This is a genomic window from Sphingomonas silueang (genome assembly GCF_040049155.1).
In the GTDB taxonomy this organism is placed as follows: domain Bacteria; phylum Pseudomonadota; class Alphaproteobacteria; order Sphingomonadales; family Sphingomonadaceae; genus Sphingomonas; species Sphingomonas silueang.
The window spans coordinates 480,699-507,159 of record NZ_JBDZDK010000001.1 but is presented as its reverse complement, the minus strand read 5'-3'; the positions used below and the strand labels follow the sequence as shown (position 1 = coordinate 507,159).

Below are 26,461 nucleotides of genomic sequence, written 5' to 3'. Positions count from 1 at the left end.
GCAATGTTCTGCTTCGCTACGCCCTACGGGCTCCGCTGCGCAGGCCATTGCTCAACCCGCGCTCATGCGCAACAAAGCTGCCGGGCTCTAATCCGCGCTGGTGGAAACCAGGGGGTCACGTCAGACGGTGCTTGTGCCCGAGGGCGTGGATGACCTGACGCTCCACGGTGGGTCCGCAGAGATTCGAATCCAAGCGAAGTCGCGCCACGATCCGCGGGGGTGCTTCACGACCGCAGAACTCGCGGCGATCCTCGTGAAATCGGCCGGCACCATTGATGTGGAGAAGCTGCGGTCCCGATCGTGCAGGATCGTACTTTTGCTGGAGCGACCGGCTGAGGAACTCGTCGAAACTGGCTGGGACGGCAACCTCACCGACGAAGCGAGTAATGCCGCACTTTTGGCTTCCCATCTTGCGGATTTTACGGAGTCGAAAGGCCTGACGCTCGATGAGCTTCTTAGGGTTTCCGCCGTAGTGAGCATCGCCAATCCGCTGGATGAGAGCGTCATCCTATTTGCCGCCCGCCGCGATACTGCCGACGCCGTCGGGCGTCTAATAGCGCACCGGCTTCGCCACCTTGTCGGCGAGCAAGCCGATCACAATTATCGCGCGCCCGCAGACCAGCCGGCCGTGGTTGACGCAACCGACGTCGAAGCGTTGGCCGCAGATGTCCTTGCCCTTGTCGACCGCGCTGGACTGTTTCCGGCCATCGCTGGTGGTCTTTGCGAGCCGGTCACCTTTGCGCCCTTGGAGGATCCGTATTTCTATGAGGGCGTCGATGTCGCGCCCGGCCATGTCGCCGCAGGGCTCGTGCTGGAGCGCCCGGAGCTTATGGCTGAGGTAGCGTCCGGCCTCCAGCGGCAGCGGCGCGCGTTGATCACGGGGCCGTCAGGAAGCGGCAAATCCGCAGCGGCTTGGCTGTTCGCCTACCAAAACCGGCATGCCATCCGCTGGTTTCGGCTGCGACGCGCAACTGCCGATCAGGCCCATCTGCTGGTCCAATTGGCCCGCAGCCTGGAAGCATCGCCTGAGCGTCCCGTGGGATTTGTGCTCGACGATGTCGGTCGCGACCTTGGCGGGATTTGGGAAGCGCTGGCAGACGAACTCGGCCACGCGCTCGGAGTGCTGTTGCTTGGCACCATACGCGAGGAGGACCTCTTCCTCATTGGCAGCCTCGCCTCGACCGCCCTCGCGCGCCCGGCCCTCGACGCCGAGCTTGCCGAAAGGATCTGGTTGGCGTTGCGGGAAGAGCGCGAGCTGGCTTTCCTCCACTGGCGGGAGCCCTTCGAACGTAGCGAAGGGCTGCTGCTCGAATATGGGCACCTGCTGACAAGCGGACAGCGGCTGCAGGATACGCTGGACGCGCAGGTCCGCCGCCGCATGCTCGAAGGGCGCGACGATGAGCTTGCTATCCTTCAGGCGGTCGTTCCTGCCGCGCGCTTCGGCGGCGCGGCCGACTCCGAACGGCTCCGCGGCCGTGTGGGATTGAGCCAAGGTGACTTCGCGCGCGCCTTGGCGCGGCTGGTCGACGAACATGCGATACGCGTCAGGGACGATGGCAGCCTCGGCGGACTGCACCAAATTCGATCGGCGGGACTATACGCCGCGCTTGAGCAGCAATTGCCTCGCGGCCTCGACATCGAGCTGGAGGAAATGGCGGCCGTCCTGCGTAGCCACGATTTCTCAATTGTCCTCCCGCAGCTTCTCGCCGCGCTGCCCGAAGCCGATGACGCGGTTCTGGACGCACTGGCTGGACGTGCCGCGGCACTCTCGGTCCCTGAACTGGCCGCGATATTCCACGGGCTCGGACTTGCCGCGTGCGATCGGGTCGCTGAGCGCTGGATCGCGATCGTCGAGGAGGAAGAGCTCGAGGTGAGGCACGCCGGCCTAGCCTTCTCGTTCGCTCTGGCGGGATCGCAGCTCGATCTCCCCCAATTCGCGAAGATCAACGCCGTGATTGCGCGGCTGCCCGAGGTCGGCCAGCGCGATCTGCGCGCGGCGCTGCTGGAACGCCTGTCCGGCTTGCCTGCCGAGATTGATGCAGACCTGGAGGATTATCACGAGCTTGCCGCTGCGTTGGCGCCGATGGTGACGATGGCGCCCGCTCCCAGTTTCACCGCCTTGCCAGCGGGCGACTGGTCCGATGTGCCGCTCGAGCAGGGACTCGCGGTCGCGGCGACGATACGCGAATTTGGAGCCGCACCGGCGCAGCAACTCGTGAAACGCTTCGGAGGGAGCGATCATTTGCTGTCGAGAATCCATCAAGAAGTCGCCTGGGTGACACGCCCGACCATCGAGGAAGAAAACGGATTGCGGGTGGTAACCTCGAACGTCCGCTTCCAGGGGGAGCCGATCCATCCAGATGCGAATGATACCGTGGTCGAGCAATGTGCGCGGCTGTTCGCCGCCGTCCCGACAGCCGACATTGCCGCTTCCTCGATGCTTGGATGGGACGGTAACCCGGCCGGATTCCAGGGTCACCCACTGACGACCAAACACATCCCCCGCGATAACCTACCCACGCCGGTGCGTGTCGCCTGGAACAGGGCGGCGTTGCGGGCGATCCAGAGCTGCTCCGGACCAACCACGGAAAGCGGCCGTGCGAATGCTCTTGCCAGCGCCATTACGGAACTCGCAACGATGCTCGCGGACGCGGCCGACCTGTATTGCCGGGGGATAGCGGCGGATCAACGCTTCACCACCTTGTTGGCTGTCCGCTCATTGCTGAATTCGTTTATCCAGCCACCCTCAGTCGGTTCGACCACACACTCTGCCCGCGACCAGGGCGAGTATTCAACGGCCGACCAGACATACGACTTTGTGGCATCGGTTACGCAGCTCGCCCAGGAATTGGGGGGAACGATTGAGCGGCCGATCCTCGTGTCCGTGAATGCCGCGAAGCTGCATGCGAATGCCGAAGCATTGCTGTCGGCGAGCAACTGGCGATGGGTCGAAGCTCCGCCGATGGATGCGCTGCAGAGCCTGTCCGCAACCCTCCATGACATCGATGCGATTCTCGGCGATGCCCATGTAAATGCCGAGGCATTCCGGCGCTCGCGGCTGTTGGCGGAGCGCACCAGCCGCAGTCGTCGGGCCCGAATACGGTTCGCGGCCGACGCGAGGGATCGCGCGCGGCACGCGGCGGAAGCGATGACCGCGCAAATCCGCGCCGTGCTTGCCGCGAACGATATCGACGCTCTCGTGGTGTCGCGGCCGATGGACGAGCCGGACGCACCCTATTGGCCGCGCGTCGACTATGCGATCCTGCTGCCGGTCGAACATCTCATTGACTATATGACCCTTGCCGACACTTTTACGGAAGTCGTCGGCCAGTTCCCCGACACCCATCGTGTCAGCATCGTGCCGGTCCGCGAGGGGCTAGTGGTCGCAGCGCTTGCGGGCGTGTTCTATTCGACCTTTCTTCCAATGGTCGACTTCGCCACGAAATGGTCGGGGCATCTACCGCTTCCGATCTTGGAGGAGCGCGCGGCGGCGGCGCTTGCGGAGGCGTTCAACGTGCTACTTCAGATCTCGGCGGTGTTCGCGAACGCGGACCGGGACCTCAATGAGGAGGAGCTAGGGTATGCGCAGGAGCTCGTCGACAGCGTCAGCGCTCGGCTGGGATTGCTCGAGAGGCTGCGTGACACTGAATATGATGACGATATCGGCGCAGCCTGCTTGCTGATACAGGAGGTGCTCGACCGCGTCCGAGGCGAGCTCGATGGCGACCCGGCGGAGCGGCTCTCGACGGAATTCGCACGCATGGGGAATGGCGAACCGACAGAGTTCACCACGCGCGTAATCACCTACCGCATCGGGCTTCTCGAACGCGACGTGCTGGCCGCACGCGCGGAAACCGTCTAAGGAAGTTCGATGAAGTAGCAGGCTCGATCGGCTACAAAACACCTGCCTGTCAGCCGCCGCCAGGTTGAGCCAACGATCGGGAACTGAACGAACGGCGGAAGTTGGGAATTGCAGAGGGCGGCGTGAATGGCCGGGATTGGGTCTTCCCGCTTGCGGCACTTGTCGACCACCTCAAGACCCTCAACGTCGTTGATGTGAGCGTCGGCTTTTGCTGAAATCCGGCATTCGGGTCGCGCAAACCGGCGGGTCGGCTTTCCGACCAAGCGCGCGCCCTGATCAGAACGCCGTGCTCATGGCGGCGAGGCGAGCGCGCTTTGCCGAAGTACGGCGGTCATCCGCCCTTGGGCAGTTTGCGGATGGACGGCGGTGACGATCGCCTCGATCACAGGCGGTTCCAACCCCGCGCGTCCCCAGTCGAGATGGACAGGCGCGTCATAGGCGAGCGCAAGCGGCTCCTCGCCTGGCGGCGCTAGTAAGTTGGTCCAGCGGATGTTGGGGCGGGTGCGCAGGCGCGACGGCCACGCCCCGTCCAATGCGTTGGCCTTGAGCACGATCTGCAGGCAAACCGAACCCATGGTGGTGACGAACAGCATATAGGGGGTGTCCCGGCTGACGGATGCCCGTCGCAATAGCGCTGCGGCAAGCAGCGGCGGAGAATTACCGATAATCGAGAAGGAGATTCCGACGACCATGTGCGGCAGCAGATCGTCGTCGGGTGAGCCAAGCCAGGCGATGATCTTCGTGAAGTTCGGCAGTTCGTCGTCCGGCAGCAGCGCCACCGCCATTTTGACCAGCGCCTTGTAAGCCTTGGCCGGAACGAAGCGCTCGGTCCCGCCAGAGATACGGAAGACAAGTTCGCCAGTCTTGAAGTTCACGCCGAAATGGTCGCTGAACGGCGTGCCGTTGGCGCGCATAGAGATCGACCGCTGGCCATCGACGATCTGGTGGCGGATCGATGCGGGGCCGTCGGTGCGTCCGGTTTGGCGCACCTTGTTGCCCTTGCCCTGTGTGCCGCCGACCGTGAGGATCGCGCCCATGCTCTTGACCAGCGCGTCGTCGAATGCGCCGAACCGCGCGTTGCAGGCATCGCATTCGTCGAGCGACGTCACCCATTTATTGCCGAACGCCTCGGGCAGCGTATGAGCGACGTTGCGAAACGCACGGGGGGCGGTCTCTCCGCAGAACCGGCAACGCCCCTTCGTGCCCAACGTGACGCTCGGCTCGCCCAAACTGCCCTGGACCATGGCGACAATCGCATAGTCAGGACAGTCAAGCGTCGCATCAGGCGCACGGGCAGGACCATTCTCCATCTTCATCTATATCGTGGCAGTGGCGCAGGATCGGTCGCGGCGCGGCGACCGCGATCTGGGTTTTGCGCGCGAGCGGTTTGCGCGACGAGCGACCGCGGCCTCGCGGATCGCCTTCTCGTCTTTGGCGATCGCCCGCTCGGACTGAGCCAGCGCGCGCGGGATGCGGTCATGCAGCTTGTTGAGCGCCATCAATTGCGCGATCTTGTCGAGCGTCCACGACGTCGGCAGCAACAGCATCGTGATGTGCATGAGGCTCAAGGCCAGATTCTGGCCAGGCTCGACAAACCCTACATTGCTGGCGCCCGCGATTACGGCATATTGGCGGTCGAGCGAGCCAAGTCGATAGGCGATGCCCTTGGTGCTCGCATGCACATTATGGCTCGCCATTTTGTAGTGCGATCGCATCATCGCCCGGCCGGCGGCATCCTCGATATTGCTGAAATTAGGTCTCGGGTTGCCCAGATGCGCCGCGACCCAGCCATAGTCGCCGCCGAAATCCTTGCCGTAACGGCTGATCGCATCGGCATAGTCGCGCTCGATCCGCGCGGCCGCGCGGATCGAGAACGGCGCATAGCCGAGCTTCGGATGGCATTGCTGATATTGCCCGAGCCCCTTTTTTGCCTCGACGATCTCGTGGGCGAGATAGCGTTCGGCCAAGGCTTCGCCGCCATCGCCCAGCACCATCGCGACGCAGGCGACCTCGTGCAGCGTGCGCCACCGCGCCATGGCGCCGTCGGCATAGCCATTCTCCATCAGCACCATGATCTCGGACGCGATCTGGATGGCGCGGACATGAAGGTGGGAGAGCGCTTTGTTGAGATGCGCGCGACGGCGCGATCGCGAGCGACTGGCCCGACGATAAAAATCGGTGCCGATGTCGCGCGACAGCTCAATCAGCATGCGAAGCGCGTCGAAGCCTTTTCCCCAGCGCGCCTGAAGGTTGAACCGAAACTGATCCATCTGGATGTCCGTCGCCTCGCGCCAAGCCGCCCAGTCGCGTTCGTATTGGCGCAACATCGTGACCGCCGCGGCCTCAGCCGCGCCGTGGATCAACTCAGGTATCGTTTCACTGATCTTGTCGACATATTCCTGCGCGCGGGCGATGTCAGCGTCGGTAAATTCGAGCACGATCTCCTCGTCGGTCTCGAATTCGAGGACATCTCCGTCGTCGCCATCCTCTTTGTCAGAGCCGGCACCAAGCAGTTGATCAACTATCTGCTCGACCAGTTTTTCATTCTCGGCATGCCCGGCTACCTTGAGCTTGTCTCGTACTAGCTCCGTCGCGATGATCCGCGGCATGGTTGCCAGTTGCTCTTCAAGCACGGATTGCAACGAACCCATCAACCGATTCCCACTGTCTCAAATGGGGTGGAAACGTAGCGGAACGAAAGGGAAACGGCAACGGCGCAGCCATGCACGCGCCATCGTCGATCATCCATCAGAAACGGCGGCGCGACGTTGTCCGCTTGCCGCCCGGACTATATGATCGCGATCGCAAATGGTGATCACGAGAGACAATCACTTCGTTCCCCAATGGCATCAAAGGGGCTTCCTCGAACCAGGTCGCTCGACCTTGGCCTATCTCGACCTAAAACCGCCCACCAAGCTTCTTGCCGACGGGAGCGTCATTCACGAACGATCGCTGTTCGATGCGCCGACAAAGCGCTGCTTCTTCCAAACCGACCTATACTCGACCTTCTTCCTGACAGAGGTGAATGACGAGATCGAGCGGAAGCTGTTCGGCGATATCGACACGCGAGGATCGCAGGCGGTCAGGGCCTTCGCGGGAACTGACATCGCCGCTTGGCACGAGCATTTCGGTACATTCTTCGAATATATCGACATCCAGAAGCTGCGCACGCCGAAGGGCCTGGCGTGGTTGCGGGCACACTATCCTGCGCTTCACCAGAATGAGTTGATGATGGAGATGCAGGGCATCCGCATGCTCCACGCCACGATCTGGACCGAGTGCGTGCGGGAGATCGTCTCCGCTGAGGATGCCGGGGTGAAGTTTCTCCTGACCGACCATCCGGTGACGATCTACAATCACGCCCTACCACCCGAAGCGCCGCAGTGCGCCTTTCCCCATGATCCGGGGATCGCACTGAAAGCATCGCAGACCCTGTTCCCGATGAGCCGTGACCACTGTCTCATCCTGACGAACCTCGAATATGCCGAAAATCCGTCGGTACCACCGCTGGAGAAGCGAATCTTCGCGCGCAACTTCCGCCAGTCGATGGTGCGCACGGACAAGATGATACGCACGCGGCGGCTCACCGACATCGAGGTGGCACGCGTCAACCATGTGCTTAAAGCGCGGGCTCAGCGCCATATAGCCGCCGGCAAGCGCGAATGGCTCTATCCCGAACAGCACGCGAGCGGATCATGGGCCGACCTTGCCGCAACTCTGCTCCCGCCGCGTGACGAGCTTTGGCATTACGGCGGCGAAACCTATGTGGGGTTCGAAGACGGCAGCGTCCGCTACCAGGATGCCTACGGCCGGACTGAGAAGGAGCGGGAAGCCCTCAAGAAGGTCCCACCGGCAAAGAAACTGGCTCCGAGCGCCCCCTGCGGCTGCGGGTCGGGACGTCCCTACCGCATCTGTTGCAAGACAAGGTCACCTGCGCTGCGGCCAAGCTGGACAGAGCGTAGCATTCGCGAGCGCAATCTGGTCCTTCATCGCGGCATCCTGTCGATCCTGGGTCTCGACGCGGGCAAGGACTGGACAGCGGTCAGGCGCGAGTTGACCGATGACCAGATTAAAGAGGTCTACTTTCTCTACGAGGCGCTCTGGCCGCTCGAGACCGACCTGCTCGCGCTACTGCCCAAGCCCGACGGGCGTCCGCGCGCGGTCTACACCGGATCGCTCCATCCGCAGTCCATCGTCGAATTCGCGCTGGGTGCGTCGCTCTATTTCGGCGAGCTGATCGTCGAGACCCCGTTCGTCCACGCCGGCACCATCGCCGAGAAGTTCCGGCCGACCGTGCATCCGCGCAGCTATCATCTCGAATTTCTGAAGGCCGTGGCCTTCTTCCTCAACGTCATGCCACTTGTGGACGCCGGACTGATCAACCTCATCCCGGACCCATGGACCTTCGACTATCATCTCCGCCGCGAAACCATGGCGATGGCCAAGCAGCGCGCCGCGGGCATCGACATCAGTCTCCGCGGAGAACCGCGGCTGGAAGAATTGATGCGCGCCGACTTCATGCGCGATACGCTTATGTGGCCCCAGGACGCGCAGGAGGCCCGGCTGAGGGAGAATTTTCCCGGCCTCGATGCGACCGAGGTTGCTGGCATATGGTCCGAGCTGGAGCGGCTGAAGGAGGAAGACCCGCTGACGGCGCTACAGGATGGCATCTTCGACGGCGGCAAGGAGGGCGGCCAAATGCGCCTGATGCAGATGGGGCCGAATTTCGAAATTGCCATGTATCTGGCGCAGGTGACCGGGGCCTCGATCGTGACCGACAGCGCCTTCCGCTGGCGTGAGATTCTCCGCGCGGCGCGACCGAGGGCGGGAGCGCCGCCGGCTCGTCTCAGACAGCTCGCCGGAAATCTCGCCGACGCCGCCTTTCTGTTTCCTGACAACCCGGATCGTATCATCCAGTTGGCACGGGAGGGCATATTGTCGGGCTATCCCACGCTGTTCGGCGACATGTTCCGGTATCTCGCCGCTGTCGAAGATCGCGGTCCCCGGCCGAATTTCGAGGCAGGGCTCGCCTCGCGGTTCGTCAGCACGCATACAGCCGCCCAGAACGCGCTTCGCAAGCGGGGAGACGTCGGAAATGACGGCAGAATCTCCTGCGTTTTCGCGCCGACAGGCATCCAGGACAATACGATTAATCGCCTGCTGCTTATGTCGAGTTCTGAGCATCACCTGCCGATGGTGCCGATGGCCTTCTACATTCATCGCATGGGCGCTTGATGTTGATCGCCTGCTTCCCGTTTCAAACTGGGGAGCCATCGCGGACGCGTGAATGATCTGCAACCATCGGGAATGCTGAAACTTGGAAGGGTCGGTATCCCAGTGACTGCTGGCCCGGCGACGGCTCTATCAAATGTCAGCTTTTCGAAGCGCTCCGCCTGAATGCTGACAGGCGGAAGACGGCCCAAAGCCTGCCGCGCACCTCCGCGCCGATGAACGTCCGATCCCGACGAAAGCTGCGACTCTGGCCGATTCAAGCCGTCGATCGGCAAACCGCTCACGGCTTCACGCCGAGGCGTGCCAGCACCGGGGCGTGACGGTCGGGATCCTCGAGGAATGCCCTTAGGCCCCGGTCCCAGACCGCGCAGGTCGCGCCACCGTCGAGCGTCCACCCGTCGTGTGAATGATCGTCCTGACCCGGCTGGTAGCCGAGCGGCATGCGCAACTCGTGCCACATCTCAAGCAGCCGATGGTCGTTCTCGTTGAACGCCGAGCTCCGGGCGAAACCCTCGCGCCAATAGTCGATGAAAACGAGCGGCGGCCGCGGCGATCCGGCACGCGCTTGGTGCAACCAGTTGTTGAGGTGCACGTCGCCGAGCCCATATCCTACTATGTAAATCACATCGGCCGCGAGCGCGTCACGCGCGAAGGACGTGTAGTAGTATGACATCGGCGCATTCTGGAGCCGCGAGAGCTTGTCGAGGCCAGTGACGATCGCCGAGCGGTGCACTTGGCTGCCATCCAGACGTCGGTGGCCCGATCCCATGTAGGAGGCGTTTAGCTGGGCCTCCTCGCGGTCATCATACCAGAACAGGTCGCCGATGCGGCTGTTGGCATCCCCGTTATGGAAGCCCATGTGCACGCCCCCGTGAAGGTGAAACACGCAATCGCGTCGTTCCCCGGCCCAGAAGCAGCGGCCATCGAAGCGCCTGGGCTGTCTCGCCCCTCCTTCCGGAAACCCGGTAAAAAGGTCTGGGGACGATTGCAGGATGAAGTCGTCGTAGTTGGTCGTGTAGATCCGGGTGACCCAGTCCGCTCGGATGTTCGCAATGAACCTCGCGAGAGGCACGAGACTGGCGGTCGGGCGGGCGGAGGCCGACGTCATCGTTTCGAAGATGGTGTCCTCCATGAACCCGATCAGGCTGACGAGAGCGCGCTCACCGAGATCGACCTTCGCTGCGACGAAGGGGCTGAGCGCAGGCCGGAACGTGTCAACCGCTCCGGCAGATGGCGGTCGCGCGTAGATCAGCTCATGGGCGCAGTGGTAGATCTGCTCGAAGTTCACCGCGTCTTCCCCGCCGTGGTAGTAGTCGGCTAGCGTGGCCGAGATCTCGGCATACGCCTCGCCCCCACCCGACAGCCGCATCCAGTGATCCGACAGCACTGCATTGCGGATTTGTCTTGTCAGGGTGCGGGTAGAGGGCGCGCCGTAGTCAAGGGATGCGCCTGCGCCGACGAGCATCAACGCAGTACCAGTACGCCTCGAAATCATGCGTCGATGCTCCCACTCAGGTCCAAGTAAACTTACAATTCTGCCATGACCGGTCCGTCTGCACTTCTCTCCTAGCGGCGATTGTTCAACTCCGGGGATCCGAACGGCGCCACGGCAATTGCCATGGCCACCGGCCCAGCCGAGGCGGCTCGGCGACTGGGCGAACTCCGCCGCTCCGTAACGCCTGAAAATCGGCGAGACGCCATTCGAGACGCTTGATGATCGCCTTGTCGGTGACCGGGATATAGTGCGGTGCATAGTCGGTCGATTGGGTATAGGCTCCCGACATCTTTTCACCACTCTGGAAGCTCTCGATCAGTTCCCAGGTGACCAGCCCGCCGTGCACGTCGGCGCAGTGATAATAGCGCAACGGGTGCAGCAGGAAATAGAAGTTACCAGGGTTCACCGGCCCGGTGCCGAGGGGGAGCTGGTCGAGCGCGAACCGGTCGAACGTCCCGGTCACGACGTTGGTATAGATGACCGGCGGCCGGAACGCGCCGGGATCTATCCGCACATTCCCGCTGACGTGCCGCGCCTGGCGCAGCGTAACGAAGCACTCGATCGCCTGTAGCTTGCCGGCGGGGAAGTAATAGGTATCGGGAGGCGTTACATTTCGCGGCGGTCGCAGCTTGATCACTTCCTTACGGGTCTTGTTGAGCTCGACGGGGCCGAAAGGATGGTGATCCATCGCGTCTCTGAGGACGCGGCCGTCGTGGAACCGCGTCTTGCCAACATAATAGGTCAATTGCGACTGCTCGTTGGGTAGCGCGTACCGCCGACCTCCCGTGAATAAGAGGCTGACGCTGTCGATTGAAAGAGCCGGTTCGGGGTCGCCGATCGACAATGTCGGCACTGTCCCTGGCAGGATCGGCATATCGGAGCGACGGATCGCGACATAGCCCGAGGTTGTGGAGAGTTCGAGTTGTTCTTCATCGAACGACACCTGGAACATGTCGACGCCGTGTCGTTTGCCGACCTCGATCGCACCCGCCTGAAAGCCGGCCGCGCTCACGAACACCGCTTTGTTCGAATTCTGGTCTCGCGCCTTGGTGACGAAGGCATCAAGATCTTGCGCTGAGGCGCGGCGTGTCTTGTTCTTCACCTCGATCAGCACGAGGTAGCGAAGCGTACCCAGCGCGAAGCGCACGACGACATCGAATTGTCGTCCATTAATGACTTCGTTCCAGCTGACGTCGGCATCGCTGGTCGTGACGGCATGGATGCCGGCAACAATGCGCTCCAGATATTCGTCTTCGCCGATCATCGCGCGCCCCAATTCACCTTGGCGAACGCCCGGGGCGCGCCTTGTTGTTTTCCTTTCGTTCCGCTATATCTCGCACGTTGCGGCGACCCGGGGAAGGGGTGCCGATCTCGTGTGGCGAAGCGGCGATGGCGGACAACAAGAACCAGCATTTCGTGCCGCGCACGCATCTCAAGCCGTTCACGTTGAATGGCGAAGGCTTGGCGATCAACCTCTTGAATATGAAGGGGATCAAGGCGATCCCGAACGCGCCCGCGAAGAACCAGTGTTCGAAGGATTATTTCTACGGGCAGGAGCCGAAACTGGAGAGAGCGATCCAGTTCGTAGAGGGGCATTATGGCAAGGCCGTGCGACACCTTGTCGATGGCGGTCCGGTACAACCCGGGGTGGACATCGTGTTGCGGCGCTACGTGTATCACCAGTTTTTGCGCACTGAGGCTGCGGCGCAGGCCTCTGCGGCGATGATGTTGGCCATGACCGACCTTCCCGGCTCGGATTTCCCGGTCCCGACGTTCGGGGAGGCGGTGAAGATCGCCACCGAACAAGCGATGCTGCACTACGCCAAGGCGATGGGCATCGTCGATGATCTCAAGATGTGCATCGTCCGCAATGCGACCGACCTGCCGTTCGTCACATCTGACAATCCCGCCGTACTCACCAATCGTCTGCATTACCAGCGCCCCACCCCCGGCAAACGCGCGTTCGGTGTGGAGACAGCGGGCGCGTTATTCTTCCTGCCGCTGACTCCCTCCTTGTTCGCCTTGTTCTATGATGGGGCGGTTTACTCGGTCACCCACAAAGGTCATTTCGTGGACGTCCAGCGCTTCTCCGACGTCGCGGCGCTCAACGAGCACCAATATCTCAATTGCGCGGGCAACATCTATTTCGGTGCATGGGAGGGCCGCAACCAGGTTGCAGTCGCGGCGGCGGACGCGGCGCCGCGTCGACCAGCCACGCCGCACACGCGCACGCACGCGGCACTCGACCGATCGGACGAATGGGGCGAGCGGTTTACTGTCGAGCCCGTTTCCGACATCCGCGACGGGCGCAAGCGTCTTGTCCACATCGTAACGAACAAGCCGACCCCGTCGAGCTGGCCCTCTTTCCTTCGCTTTCGGCCTGATGCCTCGGGCTGGTCTAACGGGACGGGCGCGGGGCTGACGCGACGCGGTTGCCTCGATGATGGGTATGTCTTGGGCCGCGGTTATGCCCGGGTCAGGGTCTGATCGCGATGGCTGAACTCTTCGCACTGATCCGCGATTCGCATTCGCTGAGCGCCGCGCAAGCATGGAAGGCGATACGGATACCAGCCTATCTTCAGTAGCTGTGCAATGTAGGTCGAGCGAAGGTTGATCTCGCCTTCCGGCCAGAGCTGCCGTTCGACATGTCGCACGCCAATGGCAGAAAAGTGCCAAACCTCGCTGAACAAGGGCTCGCTGGCAAAGTTGAACGACCAGCGGGGTTCGGGCGAGCGCGATGAGTCGGCTAACCGCGTGGATTGGACCAGTTCGAAACGCTCTTTGCATCGGCGCGTGGAAGATTGCGGTCGCCTTCCAGACCTGCTGGCGGCTCTACGCAGCTTGACTTTATCTGCCCTGCCACCGATGTAGCAACATATCGTCAAACGCTAGGAGGGCGTCATGGGCATCACCAGCGTTACTAGCCGAGAGTTCAATCAGGACGCCGCTCGCGCCAAGAAAGCGGCGCTGAGTGGCCCCGTCTTCATCACCGATCGCGGTCGCCCCGCGCATGTCCTGCTGTCGATCGAGGAGTATCAGCGGTTGACCGGCAAGGGCCGAACGCTGGCCGATGCGCTGGCAGATTGGAACGGGGGCGATTTCGATTTCGATCCGCCGAAGATGGATTTCGTATCGCGTCCGGCCGAATTCGACTGATGTTCCTGCTCGACACCAACGCGATCTCTGCGCTGCGCCGTCCGAACCACGGGAATCCGAATGTCCTCGCCTGGGCCGCCCGGATCAATCTGGCCGAATTCTTTCTCTCTACAATCATTGTGTTTGAAATCGAACGCGGCATCCTGCTTTTGAATCGCCGCGATCCCGGCCAGGCCGCTATGTTGCGCGCGTGGATGGACGATCGCGTGATGGCCGATTTTGCCGATCGCATCCTGCCGGTCGACATTCCTGTCGCGCGCCGTTGCGCCGCGCTGCACGTGCCCGATCCGCGGCCCGAGCGCGACGCGATGATCGCCGCCACCGCTCTCGTTCACGGTCTCACCGTCGTTACCCGCAACACCGCCGACTTCCTTTCAACCGGCGTCCCGCTGGCCAATCCTTGGGAAGACGCCGCCTGACGGGTCCACCGTGACCGGCCTGTTCACCTATCTGCGCTCTCCGCGCAGGACTAATGGCTCGTGCGATCGGCGCGACGTGATCGCCACAGTGTTCCCCGGCATGCAGAAAGCGGCTATTGGGCATTGAGCCCTTCCCACCCCATCGCGCTTCATCGTATCGGCGAAAAGCTCTCATCGCTCCACATGATCTCATACGGAGTGTGGGGAGAAATGTGGGGCAATCTATCCATTCATCAAAGATTATCGTCTTTTTGCAACTCTTTAGGTGAGGAATCAAGATTCCTCCCGCTCCGCCAAAAACTGAAAAAATCATTCGTTATCGTATACTTAGTGGATGTTGACGTGACCCCGGTCTTTCATCCATCGGCAACCAGAGACTGACCGGTGTTTGAGCTGCTACCCGTTCTTGGACCACCCTGTTGGGTGTCATCCAGCATCTGCCGGCAGCGGCGGGCCATGTGCCGCCAACCGTTTCGCCAGCGAAATCAGCGTCTTGTTGCCGATGGCGCTATGCGGTCTCACCTCGTTACAGTCTCTGCGCCAAGCCTCGCATTTTCGCACCGCGTCGTCGAGTCTCATGCACCAGTGCCGGTTCAGGCACTCCGCCCGGAACTTGCCCCCGGCCTTCGCCGGGGCAGGCTGTTGAGGGACTCGATGAACGCATTGTCCGTCGGCTTGCCGGGTCGGCTGAAGTCGAGCGTGACGCCGCCGATGTACGCCCACGGATCCAGGTCGCGCGAGATGAACTCGCTGCCCTGGTCGACGCGGATCGACGCCGGATAGCCCAGCTCGCCGCACACCCGTTCGAGCACCTCTACGACGTCCGGCGCCCGAAAGCGGAACCGCGGCACGATGGCCGGCGAGAACCGGTTGAAGGTGTCTACCACCGTCAGGATACGCAGCTTCGGCCCCGTCGCGAGCTGGTCATGAACGAAGTCCATGGCCCATACCTCATTCGAACAAGACGCCGCGCAGCGGCCTCCTCTCAGCTTCGCCTTCACCCGGCGCTTCAGCGGTTTGTGCCGCAGTTGCAGCCCCATCTCCTTGTAAAGCTGGTATACCCGTTTCGCCTTCACGTCCCAGCCCTCCCGCCGGAGCAGCACATGGATACGGCGATAGCCGTGACGCACCCGCGTCTCGGCAATCTCCTTCATCCTTTTCTTCAGGTCGGCCTGATCGGCGCGGCGCCCACGATAATGGTAGCTCGACCGCTCCGCCCGGAGCATCCCGCAGGCCCGCCTGATGCTGACCTGCCATGTGCTGCGAACATCATCGACGAGCTGCCGGCGCCGGTCAGGCCTCAAAGCTTTCGCGACCCATCCGGCCTACGATCAATTCCCCGGATTGATCGTCAAACGGCCTCATCCTGCAACATCGCCTTGTCGAGGCTGAGGTCAGCGACCAACCGTTTCAGCTTGGCATTCTCTTCCTCGAGCTGGCCCAGACGTCGCACCTCCGACGGCATCAGCCCCGCATGTTTCTCGCGCCATGCGTAGAACGTCGCCTCGCTGATCCCGGTCTTCCGGCACACCTCGCCCACGCTCGTGCCATCCTCGGCCTGCTTCAACATGAAGGCAATTTGCGCCTCCGAAAATTTCGACCTCTTCATCGCTCACTCCGTTTCCCTGACCCTCCCTCATAACTGAAATTTTCCAGCCTAAAGCGGTCCAGAAAAAGGGCAGCAGGTCACCCCCGGATCAATGCCCCGGCGACCTTCGGGTCGTTCGGCCCGGCTCCGCTCATCACCCGCTATCCCGCCCGATTTGCCGAAAACGAACGCCGGTTTGACCGCGGTCAAGGCGCCACAAGCCCCCGCTCGGCACGGCATCCGTCATGTGGCCCTATCATCCCGAACTGCTCGCCCGGCCCGTGCCGCGTTACACCAGCTATCCCACCGCCGCCGAGTTCGGCGACCATGTGGGTCCGGCCGACATGGCGGCGGCGCTCGACGCGGTCGATGCGGGAACCGCCGTGTCGCTGTATGTGCATATCCCCTATTGCCGGGCGATCTGCTGGTATTGCGGATGCAATACCGGCGCGGCGAACCGGACCGCGCGGCTCGACGGCTATATCGCGCGGTTGCATGGCGAGATCGATCTGGTGGCCGCACGGCTGGCGGGCCGCGGACGGATCGGACGGATCGCCTTTGGCGGCGGAAGTCCCAATGCGATCCCGCCCGCCGCCTTCGCCGGGCTGGTCGCCCACCTGCGCGCCGCCATGGCCGGCGACGGTGCCACCCTGTCGCTGGAGATCGATCCGCGCGGCTTCGGCGCGGACTGGGCGGCGGCCATCGCGGACGCCGGTGTCGCGCGGGTCAGCCTGGGGGTGCAGACCTTCGACCCGGTCGTGCAGGCGGCGATCGGTCGGGTGCAACCGCGCGAGGACATCGTCCGCGCCGTCGCGCTGCTGCGCGCCGCCGGGGTCGGATCGATCAACTTCGACCTGATGTACGGCCTGCCCGGTCAGGACGATGCGGCACTTGAAGCAACCTTGCAGGAAACCATCGCGCTCGCGCCCGAGCGGCTGGCGGTGTTCGGCTATGCCCATGTACCCCGGCTGATCCCACGCCAGCGGCGGATCGACGGCGCAGCACTTCCCGGCGCGGCGGCACGCTTCGCACAGGCGGCGCTGGCGCATGCGCGACTGACGGCGGCGGGCTATCGGGCGGTCGGGTTCGATCACTTCGCGCGTCCCCGCGATCCGCTGGCGCAGGCGGCGGCGAACGGTACGCTGCGCCGCAATTTCCAGGGGTTCACCGACGATCCTGCCGATGTCCTGATCGGTCTGGGCGCCAGCGCGATCAGCGGATTTCCCGACCGGTTGCTCCAGAACGCCAAACGGGCGGGCGACTGGCACCGGGCGATCGGCGAAGGGCGGTTCGCGACCGCACGCGGCATCCATCGCACGCCACTCGACCGGCGACGCGGCGAGGCGATAGCGGCGCTGTTGTGTCACGGGGTCGCGGATACGGACCGACTGCCGGAGCGCGATGTCGTTCGCGCCCGGCTCCGCCGCTTCGAGCGGGTCGGTCTGATCGCATGGGAAGGGCATCGCCTGCGACTGGCGGCAGATGCGCTGCCCTATGCCCGCAGCATCGCCGCCGCCTTCGACGCCTGGCGCACCGAGGAGGATATGCGCTTCAGCCATGCCGTCTGACCTTCCGCCGCGCCGTGCCGCCTGCCCCGCGCGGGGCATGGCATTGTGCGATGGCCTGAACGGAGCGAACCTCGTGGCGCTTCGTCATATCGGTCGCGGGTCGGGCCGGACGGGCGTTCGGCCGGACCGTTGAGCCATTGCGCCGGCCGGGTCGCAGGCGTGCTCAGGCGGCGGATCGGCGGGATGCTTCGTCCGCCGCCCATCGCCGCTCGCACAGCGCGGTGAGCACGGGGCGATGGCTGACGAGGATCATCCCCTGTCCCGTCCGCCGCAGCCGGGCGTCGAGGCGGCGGGCGACCTCGGCCGCGACATCGGCATCCAGCCCCTCGCCCGGTTCGTCGAGCAGCAGCCAGGGCGCCTCGCCCAGATACGCGCGGGCCAGCGACAGCCGCCGACGCTCGCCGCCCGACAGCCGCGCTCCATCCTCACCCAGCCATGTGTCGAGCCCGTTCGGCAAGGCCCGCACCACCGCCTCCAGCGCCGCGTCGCCCAGCGCGTCCCACAGCCGATCCTCGCTCGCTTGGGGGTCGGCGATATGCAGATTGTCGCGAACCGTCCCCGCCATCAGCGCGGCATCCTGCGGCGCCCAGGCAAAGGTCGCGCGCAAGGTCGCAGGCGCGAGATCGGCGGCATCCCGACCATCGACCCCGATCCGGCCTGGCTGCAGCGGACGCAGCCCCAGCAAGCCTTCCACCAGCGTCGTCTTGCCGCAGCCCGAGGGTCCGGTCAGCGCGATCCGGCTGCCCGGCACGAACCGCTCGCCATCGATGACGCGGATCGACGGCCCGCGGGGGCCGATGGCCGGAGGCGCATCCCCAGCCGCGTCGAATATTTCGTCCAGCCGCGCTTCCGCCTCGCGAACGCGCCCGCGCTCGGTCGACGCGCGCAGGACGGGTGCGATGCCGTCGACGGTCATCGCCGCGGCCAGCGCCGCGAGCGCGGCGATCGGTGCCCCGGCGTCCGACGACAGCGTCAGGGCAGCGGCCGCCGCCAGCGCCACGCCGATCGCGTGCAACGCCTCGAACCATGCGGCGACCGCCGCCTGCCGGACCTGTGCCCCGGACAGGCGGTCGCCCGCCGCCGCGACGCGCGCGGCCGCCCAATCCTCCAGCGCGAAGCAGCGCAGCTCCGCCGCCGCGCCGCCGAGCATGGCTACTTCCTCGCGCAGGGCACCGGTCGCCCGTTGTACCGCGCGGCCCGGCTGCTCCAACCGGTGCGCACCAGCGCGCGCCAGCGCCCATATCCCCGCGGCACAGTCCAAGGTCGCCACCGTCGCCAGCCAGCCGCCGAACAGCGTCAACACCGCGCCGGACGTCACCGCCGCCACCGCACCCCACGGTCCCGACAGGCGAACGAAGCGCCATTCCACCGCATCGACATCGCCGATCAGCCGCGCCGTCGCCTCGCCCCGCCCGAGCGCCAGCGCGACCGGGGGCGGCGCGGCGGTGATCGCGCGGTACAGCGCGGGCCGCAGCCGGGCGAGCGCGCCAAAGGCCGCACCATGGCTCGCCAGCCGCTCGCCATAGCGCGCCCCGGTCCGCACGATCGCCAGCAGGCGGATCGCGGCGGAGGGGAGCATGTAGTTGAATGCCTGCGCCGCCACGATCCCCGCGCCGCCCGCCAGCGCGGCGGCGCTCAGGAACCAGCCCGACAGTGCGAGCAGCAGCACCGAGGCGGCGGCGACCAGCGCGGCGCACGCTCCTGCCAGCCGCAAACGGCGACGCTCCCTCCGGCGTTCGGCGGCGATCAGCGTGCGCAGGGTCATGCGGCGTGTCCCAGATGAATGACGCGCGTCGCGACGGCGGCGAGCGCAGGGCTGTGGGTGGCGATCAGCGTCGTGCGCCCTTGCGCCGCGCGCGCGATGGTCGCGATCAGCGCGGTTTCGGCAACGGTGTCGAGATGCGCGGTCGGCTCGTCGAGCAACAGGAACGACGCGGGGTTGAGGAGGGCGCGGGCCAGCGCGATCCGCCGCCGCTCGCCTCCCGACAGGCCGCTCCCCCGCGCATCCAGCGGCGCGTCCAGCCCGCCGGGTCGGGACGCCAGCATCCGGCCCAGCCCCGCCGCCGCGACCACGCGCCGGATCGCCAGATCATCCGCCCGGGGACAGGCCAGCAGCAGGTTCTCGCGGATCGTGCCTGCGATCAGCAGGGGATGCTGGCCGACCCAGCTCGCCTGACCCGCCAGCGAGGTGAGCGGGACACCGCCCGCCTCGACCCTTCCCGCCGATAGCGGCGCGAGGCCCAGCAGCAGATGCAGCACGCTGGTCTTGCCGCTGCCCGACGGACCCAGCAGCGCCACCGTCTCGCCCGCCTCGACATGGAAGGACAGACGGGAAACGGCGGGCGCGTCGCTGCCCGAATACCGGATCGTCACATCGCGCAAGGTCAGGGGGGCCGCCGCCACGACCGCACCGCCCGGCACCGGCTCGGCCAGCGGCATCAGCGTGTCGGCGGCCGTCTCGGCGCATTGTCTATCATGATAGGCGGCGGCGAGGCGGCGCATCGGTGCGTAGAATTCGGGCGCGAGCGCCAGCACGAAAAAGGCCCGCGCCAGCGTCAGCGTCTCGGGCGCGGCGAAGGGCAGCAGGCCGAGCAGCGAAAAGCCGCAATAGACCGCGACCAGCGCGACCGACAGCGCCGCGAAGAACTCCAGCGCGGCGGAGGACAGGAAGGCGACCCGCAGGACACGCATCGTCCGCTCCGCCAGTTCCTCGGCCGCCGCGCCGATCGCCCCGATCTCGCGCGCCTCGGCGCGGAACGCCAGCACGACGGGTAGCGCGCGTACCCGGTCGGCGAAACGGGCCGACAGGCGATGCAGGGCGGTGAATTGCCGCCGCGATTCGTCCGCCGCCGCGCCCCCCGCCAGGATCATTGCCGCCACGAAGGGCAGCAGCGTGCCTGCGAGGATGACGGCGGCGACCCAACTGGCGCAGGCCGTGGCCGCCAGGACCAGCAACGGCGCGATGGCGGCGGCCCGGCGCGCGGGCAGGAAGCGGGCGACATAGCCGTCCAGCGCCTCGACCGCGTCCACCGCCTGCGTCGCCAGCAGGCCGCCGTCGATCGGCGCGCCCGCCTGTCGATGGAGCGTGGCGGCGACGACCCGCCGCCGCTGCGCCCGCTTGACCGTTCCCGCCCGCGCGGCACCCCGCCGCACGGCCAGCATCGCGAACAGGCCGCGCAAGGCCCCCATGCCGATCATCAGCAGCGCCCAGGGCCATGGCGTCGCCTGCCCCGCCACCGCCGCCACCGCCCCTGCGACCCCGCCCGCAAAGCCGATCGCGGCCAGCGTATCGAGGAGCAACAGGCCCACCGTTCCGTCACGGCCGCCGGAAGCGTCCTTCAGCCAGCGGTGCCGCATCCGGGTGGTCGAGGCGTCATGGGCGATCGTCGTCATGACCCGACCGTCGCCTCTACCGACCGCCCCGTCTTTGACCGCGGTCAATGTCGGTACCGGCCCGCGAGCCTAGCGAATCGACCGGCAAGGGGCCGGGGGCGGCTCCTGTTATGGAGACATGCTATGGACCCCGGGGTCGTCGACCTGTCGCGGCTGCAATTCGCGGCCACCGCCTTGTACCATTTCCTGTTCGTGCCGCTGACGCTGGGCCTGTCGATGATGCTGGTCGTCATGGAATCGGTCTATGTGATGACCAATCGCCCCGAATGGCGCGTGACCACGCGCTTCTGGGGCAAGGTCTTCGGCATCAACTTCGTGCTGGGCGTCGCCACGGGGCTGACGATGGAGTTCCAGTTCGGCACCAACTGGTCGTACTTCTCGCATTATGTCGGCGACATCTTCGGCGCGCCGCTGGCGATCGAGGGGCTGATGGCCTTCTTCCTCGAGGCGACGTTCGTCGGGCTGATGTTCTTCGGCTGGGACCGGCTGTCGAAGCTGGGGCATCTGATCGTCACCTTCATGGTGGCGCTGGGCACCAACTTGTCGGCGTTGTGGATTCTGGTCGCCAACGGCTGGATGCAGAATCCGGTCGGTGCGACCTTCAATCCCGACACGATGCGCATGGAGGTCGCCGACTTCGGCGCGGTGCTGTTCAATCCGGTCGCGCAGGCCAAGTTCGTCCATACCGTCAGCGCGGGCTATGTCTGCGCCGCGGTCGTGGTGCTGGGGGTTTCGGCCTTCTGGCTGCTCAAGGGCCGTTTCCTGCCCGTCGCGCGCCGGTCGATGACGGTGGCGGCGGCGTTCGGCCTCGCCTCCTCGCTGTCGGTCGTCGTGCTCGGCGACGAGAGCGGCTATGCCCTGACCGACAACCAGAAGATGAAGCTCGCCGCGATCGAGGCGGTGTGGCACACCGAGTCCGGACCGGCGGGACTGACGCTGTTCGGCCTGCCCGACACGGTGGCGCGCGAGACACGCTACAAGGTCGAAATTCCGTGGGTTCTCGGCCTGATCGCGACGCGCAGCCTCGACGGCACCGTCACCGGCATGTCCGAGCTGGTGCTGAAGGCGCAGGAGCGGATCGCCTCGGGCATCATCGCCTATGACGCGATCCAGCGCCTGAAGGCGAACCCGGATGACGTCGCGCAGCGTGCCCGGTTCGAGGCACACAAGCGCGACCTCGGCTATGCTCTGCTGCTCAAGCGGCAGATGGCCGATCCGCGCGCCGCCAGCCCCGAGCAGGTCGAGGCGGCGGCGTGGGACACGGTGCCCGATGTCGGTCTGCTGTTCTGGAGTTTCCGCATCATGGCCGGGATCGGCTTTGCGATGATCGCGCTGTTCGCCACCGCCTTCATCCTGTGCTCGCTCAGGATGCACCTGCATGCGCGCTGGTTCCTCCGCCTCGCGGTGGCTGCGCTGCCGTTGCCGTGGGTCGCCGCCGAGCTGGGATGGCTGGTCGCCGAACTGGGGCGTCAGCCCTGGGCGATCGAGGGCGTGCTGCCGACCTTCCTCGCGACCAGTTCGCTGAGCCGCGGGGCGCTGTGGACCACGCTGGCGGGCTTCACCGCGCTCTATGGTGTGCTGGCGGTGATCGAGGTGCGGCTGATCCTCGCCGCGATCGCCCATGGCCCGGAGGAACGGGACGACCGGCCCGCCCGCCGCCCCATCCCCGCCGCCATTCCCGCCACCGCCTGAAGACAAGGACCGGGACATGTTCGATTATGAGATATTGCGCCTGATCTGGTGGGCGCTGCTGGGCGTGCTGCTGATCGGCTTCGCACTGACCGACGGGTTCGACCTCGGGGTCGCGGCCCTCCTTCCCTTCGTCGCGCGGACCGATGTCGAGCGGCGGATGGTCATCAACTCGGTCGGGCCGACGTGGGAGGGCAACCAGGTGTGGTTCATCCTGGGCGGCGGTGCGATCTTCGCCGCGTGGCCGTTCGTCTATGCGGTCAGCTTTTCCGGCTTCTACCTCGCGATGTTCCTGGTCCTCTCCGCGCTGATCCTGCGGCCGGTGGGATTCAAATATCGCTCGAAGAAGCCCGACCCGGCCTGGCGTACCCGCTGGGACTGGGCGCTGTTCGTCGGGGGACTGGTGCCCGCGCTCGTCTTCGGCGTGGCGGTCGGCAACGTCCTGCTCGGCGCGCCCTTCCGCCTCGACGGCGATCTGCGCGCCTTCTACGACGGCACGCTGATCGGGCTGTTCACCCCCTTCACCCTGCTGTGCGGCCTGTTGTCGGTGGCGATGCTGGTGCTGCACGGCGCGGCGTGGCTGTCGATCAAGGTCGAGCATGGCCCGGTGCATGACCGGGCACGCGCCTTCGGTACGGTGGCGGCGATCGCCGCGATCCTGCTCTTCGCGGGCGGGTTCGCCTTCGTCGCGCTCGGCGACATGGGCTACCGGATCGTCGGCGCGGTCGATCCGCTCGGGCCGTCCAACCCGCTGCGGACGACGGCGGAACCGGCGGGCGGCGCATGGCTGGCCAATTATGCCACCTATCCGTGGATGATCGCGCTGCCCGTCACCGGTTTTATCGGCGCCGCGCTCGCGCTCGTCGGCATCCGGGGTGGACGCGAAACCCTGGCCTTCACCGGCTCGTCCCTCGCCGCCACGGGCATCATCGCCACGGTCGGTGGTTCGATGTTCCCCTTCATCCTGCCCTCCAGCATCGACCCGCACAGCAGCCTGACGGTGTGGAACGCCTCGTCCACGCAGAAGACGCTTGGCATCATGCTGTTCGTCACCATCGTCTTCCTGCCGATCGTGCTCGCCTACACCGCCTGGGCATATCGGGTGATGTTCGGCCGCGTGACGGCCGAGGCGGTACGCACCAACCCCGATTTCTACTGAGAAAGGATCGATCCGATGTGGTATTTCTCGTGGGTTCTCGGCCTCGGCCTCGCCATCGCCTTCGGCATCCTCAACGGCATGTGGCATGAATTCCACCTCCCGCGGGAAGAGGATGTGTCGCCGCCGCACTGACGGGACCGGACGACCGGCCCGGCGACGGGAGATCATTGCCCTGCCATACCCACGGCCATGATCCCGAACGATGTTCGTGCCGACTGCGCGGACCACGACCGGGTCCGATGCGGCAGGCGCCATCCGCCGCGCCGCCGCCTGCGGCACGGCCTCGGGACGGCCCGAGCCGGTGAAGCCGCCGGTCGCGACCGTCTCGCCGGGACGGATCGGGGCGACGGCGCCGTCGTCGTCTTCCCTCAATGCGACATGAGCAGATGCGTGGCGACGCGCCGCACCGGGGAGTGCGCGGCGATGCGCAGGACGGCCGGCCTCGCCAGACGCGACAGCGGCGAATCGTCGGTGAACAGCCGGACGATCGTCCCGGTCGCGGTGAACAACGGTCCGGCGGCGAGGCGGTGTTCGGCCTCGTAACGGCGCAACGCCGCGCTCCCGCCGATGTCCCGCCCGCGCCGCGCCGCCACCCGGATCAGCGCCGCGAGCGACGACGCGCCGCGCAGTCCCAGGTTGAAACCGTGCGCGGTCACCGGATGCATCCCGACCGCCGCATCGCCGATCAGTGCCGCCCGCGTGGCGGCGAAATGCCGGCTCCAGACGGTGGCCAGCGGATAGAGGCGGGCGTCGCCCTGCACCCGCATCGCGCCGAGCCGACCCGCCGACCGCCGCGTCAGCTCGCGGGACAGGGCTTCGTGGTCCGCGACGGCGAGTCGCGCCGCCGCATCCCCGGGCAGCGTCAGCACCACCGACGCGCGCCGCCCGGTGAGCGGCAGCAACGCGATCGTCTGGCCATGGCCGAACCATTCCGTCGCGACGCCGCCATGATCCTCGGCATGAGTCACCCGCGCGACCAGCATCGACGCACCCATATGCTCGATACGCGCCGGGATGCCGAGCTGCGTCCGTACTGCCGAAAAGCGCGAATCGGCCGCGACCAGCAACCGCCCCCGGATCGTCCGGCCATCATGCAGGACGACGCGCGCACCGGCGTCGCCGGTCACGGCGGTCGTCACCCGGGCATCCGGAAGGAGCGTCATTCCCCCCTGCCCTTCCACGGCGGCGAACAGGGCGCGCCGTATGCGATGATTGGACACGAGATAGCCCAGACCATCCGCCTCGCCACCGCCTTCGGGCGGGGCGAACGACAATGCGAAGGGCGATCTGCCATCCAGCACGCATGCCTGCCGCAACGGCGCTATGCTGGCCGGATCGATCCCGTCCCACGCGCCGAGGGCACGCAACGTCGCGACGGAGCGATGCGTCAGCGCGATTTCGCGGCCGTCGTCCATGGGGTGGGCCAGCCCGTCCCGCGACTGTCCCTCCACCAGCGTCACCCGCAGGCCGCTGCCGCGCAGCGCCCTTGCGAACGCCAGTCCCGCCGGCCCGGCGCCGACCACGATCACGTCGCATTCCATGGCACGGTGGATAGCGGCCCATGCCGGTGACGCTTTGACGGCGGTCAATGGACGGGCGGGCATCCCGTGCGACGGTCGTTCCCCGCAGGAAGGGAGGGACCGTTGGTTTCAAGATCGAGACGCGGCAACGTCGTGCCGCTGGTAAACCAGTGGCACGTCATCCACGAGGTCGACGTAGTGAGGCTGATTGCCGATCACCGCCGGCTGGCAGCGCTCTGCGACCTGCTCGAACGCTGTGCCGACGACCTGCCGACATGGCCGTCCCCGGCGACGACCGCCCATCTTCGCAAGGCGCTGGCCACGCTGGCGCAGCCCGGCGGGGACGATCGGCCACCTTATCCCACCCTGGCCGAGCTGATCGACATCGGCGCGCGCCACGCGACCGACGTGACGCATGCCCAGGATCTCGCCGATGCGCTGGACGCGGCCCCCGACGGGGAACAGCGGGTCTCGCCCGACACGCTCGGCTATATGTTGCGGTGTTTCTTCAACGGCTGCCGCCAGGCGATGGACTGCGAGGAACTGGCGATCCTCGCGCTCGCGCGACACCGGCTGACCCGCACGGCGCGGGAAGCCTTGCTCGACAGCCTGCGGTTCCGCGCCGCACGCCGCTCCGTCCCCCTGTCGCCTTGAGGCTCAAGCCGCCTCGGCCCGCGCGGCCAGCAACGCGCCGTCGATGATCGTGATCGCACGACCGCCGGGCAGCGCGATGACCCCGGCCAGCTTCAGCCGGGTCAGCTGGCGGCTGACCGTTTCGATCGTCATCCCCAGTACGTCGGCGATCTGGCCGCGCGTCAGCGGCAGCTCGAAGCGCACCGGCGCGTTGGGACGCGCGTCGGCGGCCGTCTCGCCCATACGCGCCGCCATGTCGACGAGGAAACCCGCCAGCTTCTCGCTCGCCGACTGCCGCGCCAGCACCAGCATCCGCCCCCGCGCTTCGTTCAGCGAGGCGAAGGTGCGTTGCAGCAGCAGATGCTCCATGCACGGATGCTCCTCCAGCACGCGCGCGAACGCCGCGCGGGAAAACATGCACAGCTCGACATCGCTCAGCGCCACGGTCGTAAAATCCGTAATCCCGGCATGGGGCTGGCCGAAGAAGTCCGCCTGGTACAGCAGGCCCACGATCTGCTCGCGACCGTTCGCGGTGCCGGCGACCAGTTTCAGGACGCCCGACAGGACGTTGCCGCACATCACCGCCTCGTCGCCGCTCCAGGCTATCGCCTGTCCGGCCGCGACACGGCGACGCTGGCCCAGAGCATGGAGCGCCCGCAGTTCGCGGTCGTCAAGGCTGCCGCACAGCGCCCGATCGCGGACGGCACAATCGGCGCAAATGTTCGTCTCGATCATGACCCCGAGCGT

General features: G+C 65.8%; 19 protein-coding genes and 1 pseudogene. 11 read left to right on the top strand and 9 right to left on the bottom strand.

Annotated features, from left to right (window positions below; all coding sequences use genetic code 11):
• Nucleotides 1-145 precede the first annotated feature (145 nt).
• Nucleotides 146-3,862 (top strand): hypothetical protein, encoded by a 3,717-nt coding sequence (locus tag ABLE43_RS02015; RefSeq protein ID WP_348976793.1) that lies wholly within the window; start codon nt 146-148, stop codon nt 3,860-3,862.
• Between the two features lie 290 nt (nt 3,863-4,152).
• Here ABLE43_RS02015 and ABLE43_RS02010 read toward each other — a convergent pair whose 3' ends face one another.
• Nucleotides 4,153-5,178, bottom strand: a complete 1,026-nt coding sequence (locus ABLE43_RS02010; RefSeq protein ID WP_348976792.1) for an HNH endonuclease — start codon at nt 5,176-5,178, stop codon at nt 4,153-4,155.
• A complete protein-coding gene (locus ABLE43_RS02005) occupies nt 5,179-6,513 on the bottom strand; it encodes a DUF5677 domain-containing protein (RefSeq protein WP_348976791.1) in 1,335 nt (444 codons plus the stop codon).
• A gap of 232 nt (nt 6,514-6,745) precedes the next feature.
• Here ABLE43_RS02005 and ABLE43_RS02000 point away from each other — a divergent pair, with 232 nt between their 5' ends.
• The gene (locus ABLE43_RS02000; protein WP_425475219.1) at nt 6,746-9,097 is read left to right on the top strand and encodes a DUF4238 domain-containing protein; all 2,352 of its coding nucleotides are present in this window, start codon (nt 6,746-6,748) and stop codon (nt 9,095-9,097) included.
• A gap of 277 nt (nt 9,098-9,374) precedes the next feature.
• Here the strand turns inward: ABLE43_RS02000 and ABLE43_RS01995 are convergent, their stop codons facing one another.
• Together ABLE43_RS01995 and ABLE43_RS01990 are read right to left on the bottom strand one after the other, a co-directional pair.
• Nucleotides 9,375-10,559 (bottom strand): SIR2 family protein, encoded by a 1,185-nt coding sequence (locus ABLE43_RS01995; protein WP_348976789.1) that lies wholly within the window; start codon nt 10,557-10,559, stop codon nt 9,375-9,377.
• A 115-nt stretch (nt 10,560-10,674) separates the two neighbouring features.
• Nucleotides 10,675-11,853 carry a restriction endonuclease gene (locus ABLE43_RS01990; RefSeq protein ID WP_348976788.1) on the bottom strand — a complete coding sequence of 393 codons (1,179 nt, stop codon included), beginning with the start codon at nt 11,851-11,853 and terminating at the stop codon, nt 10,675-10,677.
• A 125-nt stretch (nt 11,854-11,978) separates the two neighbouring features.
• Between ABLE43_RS01990 and ABLE43_RS01985 the strand changes: the two genes are divergently transcribed.
• The 3 genes from ABLE43_RS01985 (at nt 11,979) to ABLE43_RS01975 (ending at nt 14,164) form a co-directional block, all read left to right on the top strand.
• The gene (locus ABLE43_RS01985) at nt 11,979-13,076 is read left to right on the top strand and encodes a DUF4238 domain-containing protein (protein WP_348976787.1); all 1,098 of its coding nucleotides are present in this window, start codon (nt 11,979-11,981) and stop codon (nt 13,074-13,076) included.
• A 414-nt stretch (nt 13,077-13,490) separates the two neighbouring features.
• Nucleotides 13,491-13,745, top strand: coding sequence for a type II toxin-antitoxin system Phd/YefM family antitoxin (locus tag ABLE43_RS01980; RefSeq protein ID WP_348976786.1), 255 nt, complete (start codon nt 13,491-13,493; stop codon nt 13,743-13,745).
• Nucleotides 13,745-14,164, top strand: a complete 420-nt coding sequence (locus ABLE43_RS01975; RefSeq protein ID WP_348976785.1) for a type II toxin-antitoxin system VapC family toxin — start codon at nt 13,745-13,747, stop codon at nt 14,162-14,164. Before ABLE43_RS01980 ends, ABLE43_RS01975 begins: the two co-directional genes overlap by 1 nt.
• 426 nt (nt 14,165-14,590) lie before the next feature.
• Here ABLE43_RS01975 and ABLE43_RS01970 read toward each other — a convergent pair.
• Nucleotides 14,591-15,773 (bottom strand): annotated as a pseudogene (locus ABLE43_RS01970) (IS3 family transposase).
• Nucleotides 15,774-15,997: 224 nt separating this feature from the next.
• Here ABLE43_RS01970 and hemN point away from each other — a divergent pair.
• Nucleotides 15,998-17,320: an oxygen-independent coproporphyrinogen III oxidase gene (gene hemN / locus ABLE43_RS01965; RefSeq protein ID WP_348976784.1), complete on the top strand. Its 1,323-nt coding sequence runs from the start codon at nt 15,998-16,000 to the stop codon at nt 17,318-17,320.
• Nucleotides 17,321-17,483: 163 nt separating this feature from the next.
• On the opposite strand, the gene ABLE43_RS01960 is transcribed toward hemN, so the two are convergent.
• Complete coding sequence (locus ABLE43_RS01960; protein WP_348976783.1) at nt 17,484-19,085, bottom strand: amino acid ABC transporter ATP-binding/permease protein; 1,602 nt, start codon at nt 19,083-19,085, stop codon at nt 17,484-17,486.
• Nucleotides 19,082-20,713, bottom strand: coding sequence for a thiol reductant ABC exporter subunit CydD (gene cydD / locus ABLE43_RS01955; RefSeq protein ID WP_348976782.1), 1,632 nt, complete (start codon nt 20,711-20,713; stop codon nt 19,082-19,084). The genes ABLE43_RS01960 and cydD overlap by 4 nt, the downstream gene beginning before the upstream one ends.
• Before the next feature lie 123 nt (nt 20,714-20,836).
• Here cydD and ABLE43_RS01950 point away from each other — a divergent pair, with 123 nt between their 5' ends.
• The 4 genes from ABLE43_RS01950 to ABLE43_RS01935 all read left to right on the top strand — a co-directional run bounded on the left by ABLE43_RS01950 (nt 20,837) and on the right by ABLE43_RS01935 (nt 23,943).
• A complete protein-coding gene (locus tag ABLE43_RS01950; protein ID WP_348976781.1) occupies nt 20,837-22,405 on the top strand; it encodes a cytochrome ubiquinol oxidase subunit I in 1,569 nt (522 codons plus the stop codon).
• 16 nt (nt 22,406-22,421) lie between these two features.
• The gene (gene cydB, locus ABLE43_RS01945; protein WP_348976780.1) at nt 22,422-23,561 is read left to right on the top strand and encodes a cytochrome d ubiquinol oxidase subunit II; all 1,140 of its coding nucleotides are present in this window, start codon (nt 22,422-22,424) and stop codon (nt 23,559-23,561) included.
• A gap of 15 nt (nt 23,562-23,576) precedes the next feature.
• Nucleotides 23,577-23,693, top strand: coding sequence for a cytochrome bd-I oxidase subunit CydX (gene cydX, locus ABLE43_RS01940; protein WP_348976779.1), 117 nt, complete (start codon nt 23,577-23,579; stop codon nt 23,691-23,693).
• A gap of 70 nt (nt 23,694-23,763) precedes the next feature.
• On the top strand, nt 23,764-23,943 hold the full coding sequence (locus ABLE43_RS01935; protein WP_348976778.1) for a hypothetical protein: 180 nt from the start codon (nt 23,764-23,766) through the stop codon (nt 23,941-23,943).
• On the opposite strand, the gene ubiM is transcribed toward ABLE43_RS01935, so the two are convergent.
• Nucleotides 23,930-25,090 carry a 5-demethoxyubiquinol-8 5-hydroxylase UbiM gene (gene ubiM / locus ABLE43_RS01930; RefSeq protein ID WP_348976777.1) on the bottom strand — a complete coding sequence of 387 codons (1,161 nt, stop codon included), beginning with the start codon at nt 25,088-25,090 and terminating at the stop codon, nt 23,930-23,932. The two genes, ABLE43_RS01935 and ubiM, sit on opposite strands and share 14 nt — an antisense overlap.
• Before the next feature lie 114 nt (nt 25,091-25,204).
• Here ubiM and ABLE43_RS01925 point away from each other — a divergent pair, with 114 nt between their 5' ends.
• Nucleotides 25,205-25,735: a hypothetical protein gene (locus ABLE43_RS01925; RefSeq protein WP_348976776.1), complete on the top strand. Its 531-nt coding sequence runs from the start codon at nt 25,205-25,207 to the stop codon at nt 25,733-25,735.
• Nucleotides 25,736-25,738: 3 nt separating this feature from the next.
• Here the strand turns inward: ABLE43_RS01925 and ABLE43_RS01920 are convergent, their stop codons facing one another.
• The gene (locus ABLE43_RS01920; protein ID WP_348976775.1) at nt 25,739-26,449 is read right to left on the bottom strand and encodes a Crp/Fnr family transcriptional regulator; all 711 of its coding nucleotides are present in this window, start codon (nt 26,447-26,449) and stop codon (nt 25,739-25,741) included.
• Nucleotides 26,450-26,461: the final 12 nt, after the last annotated feature.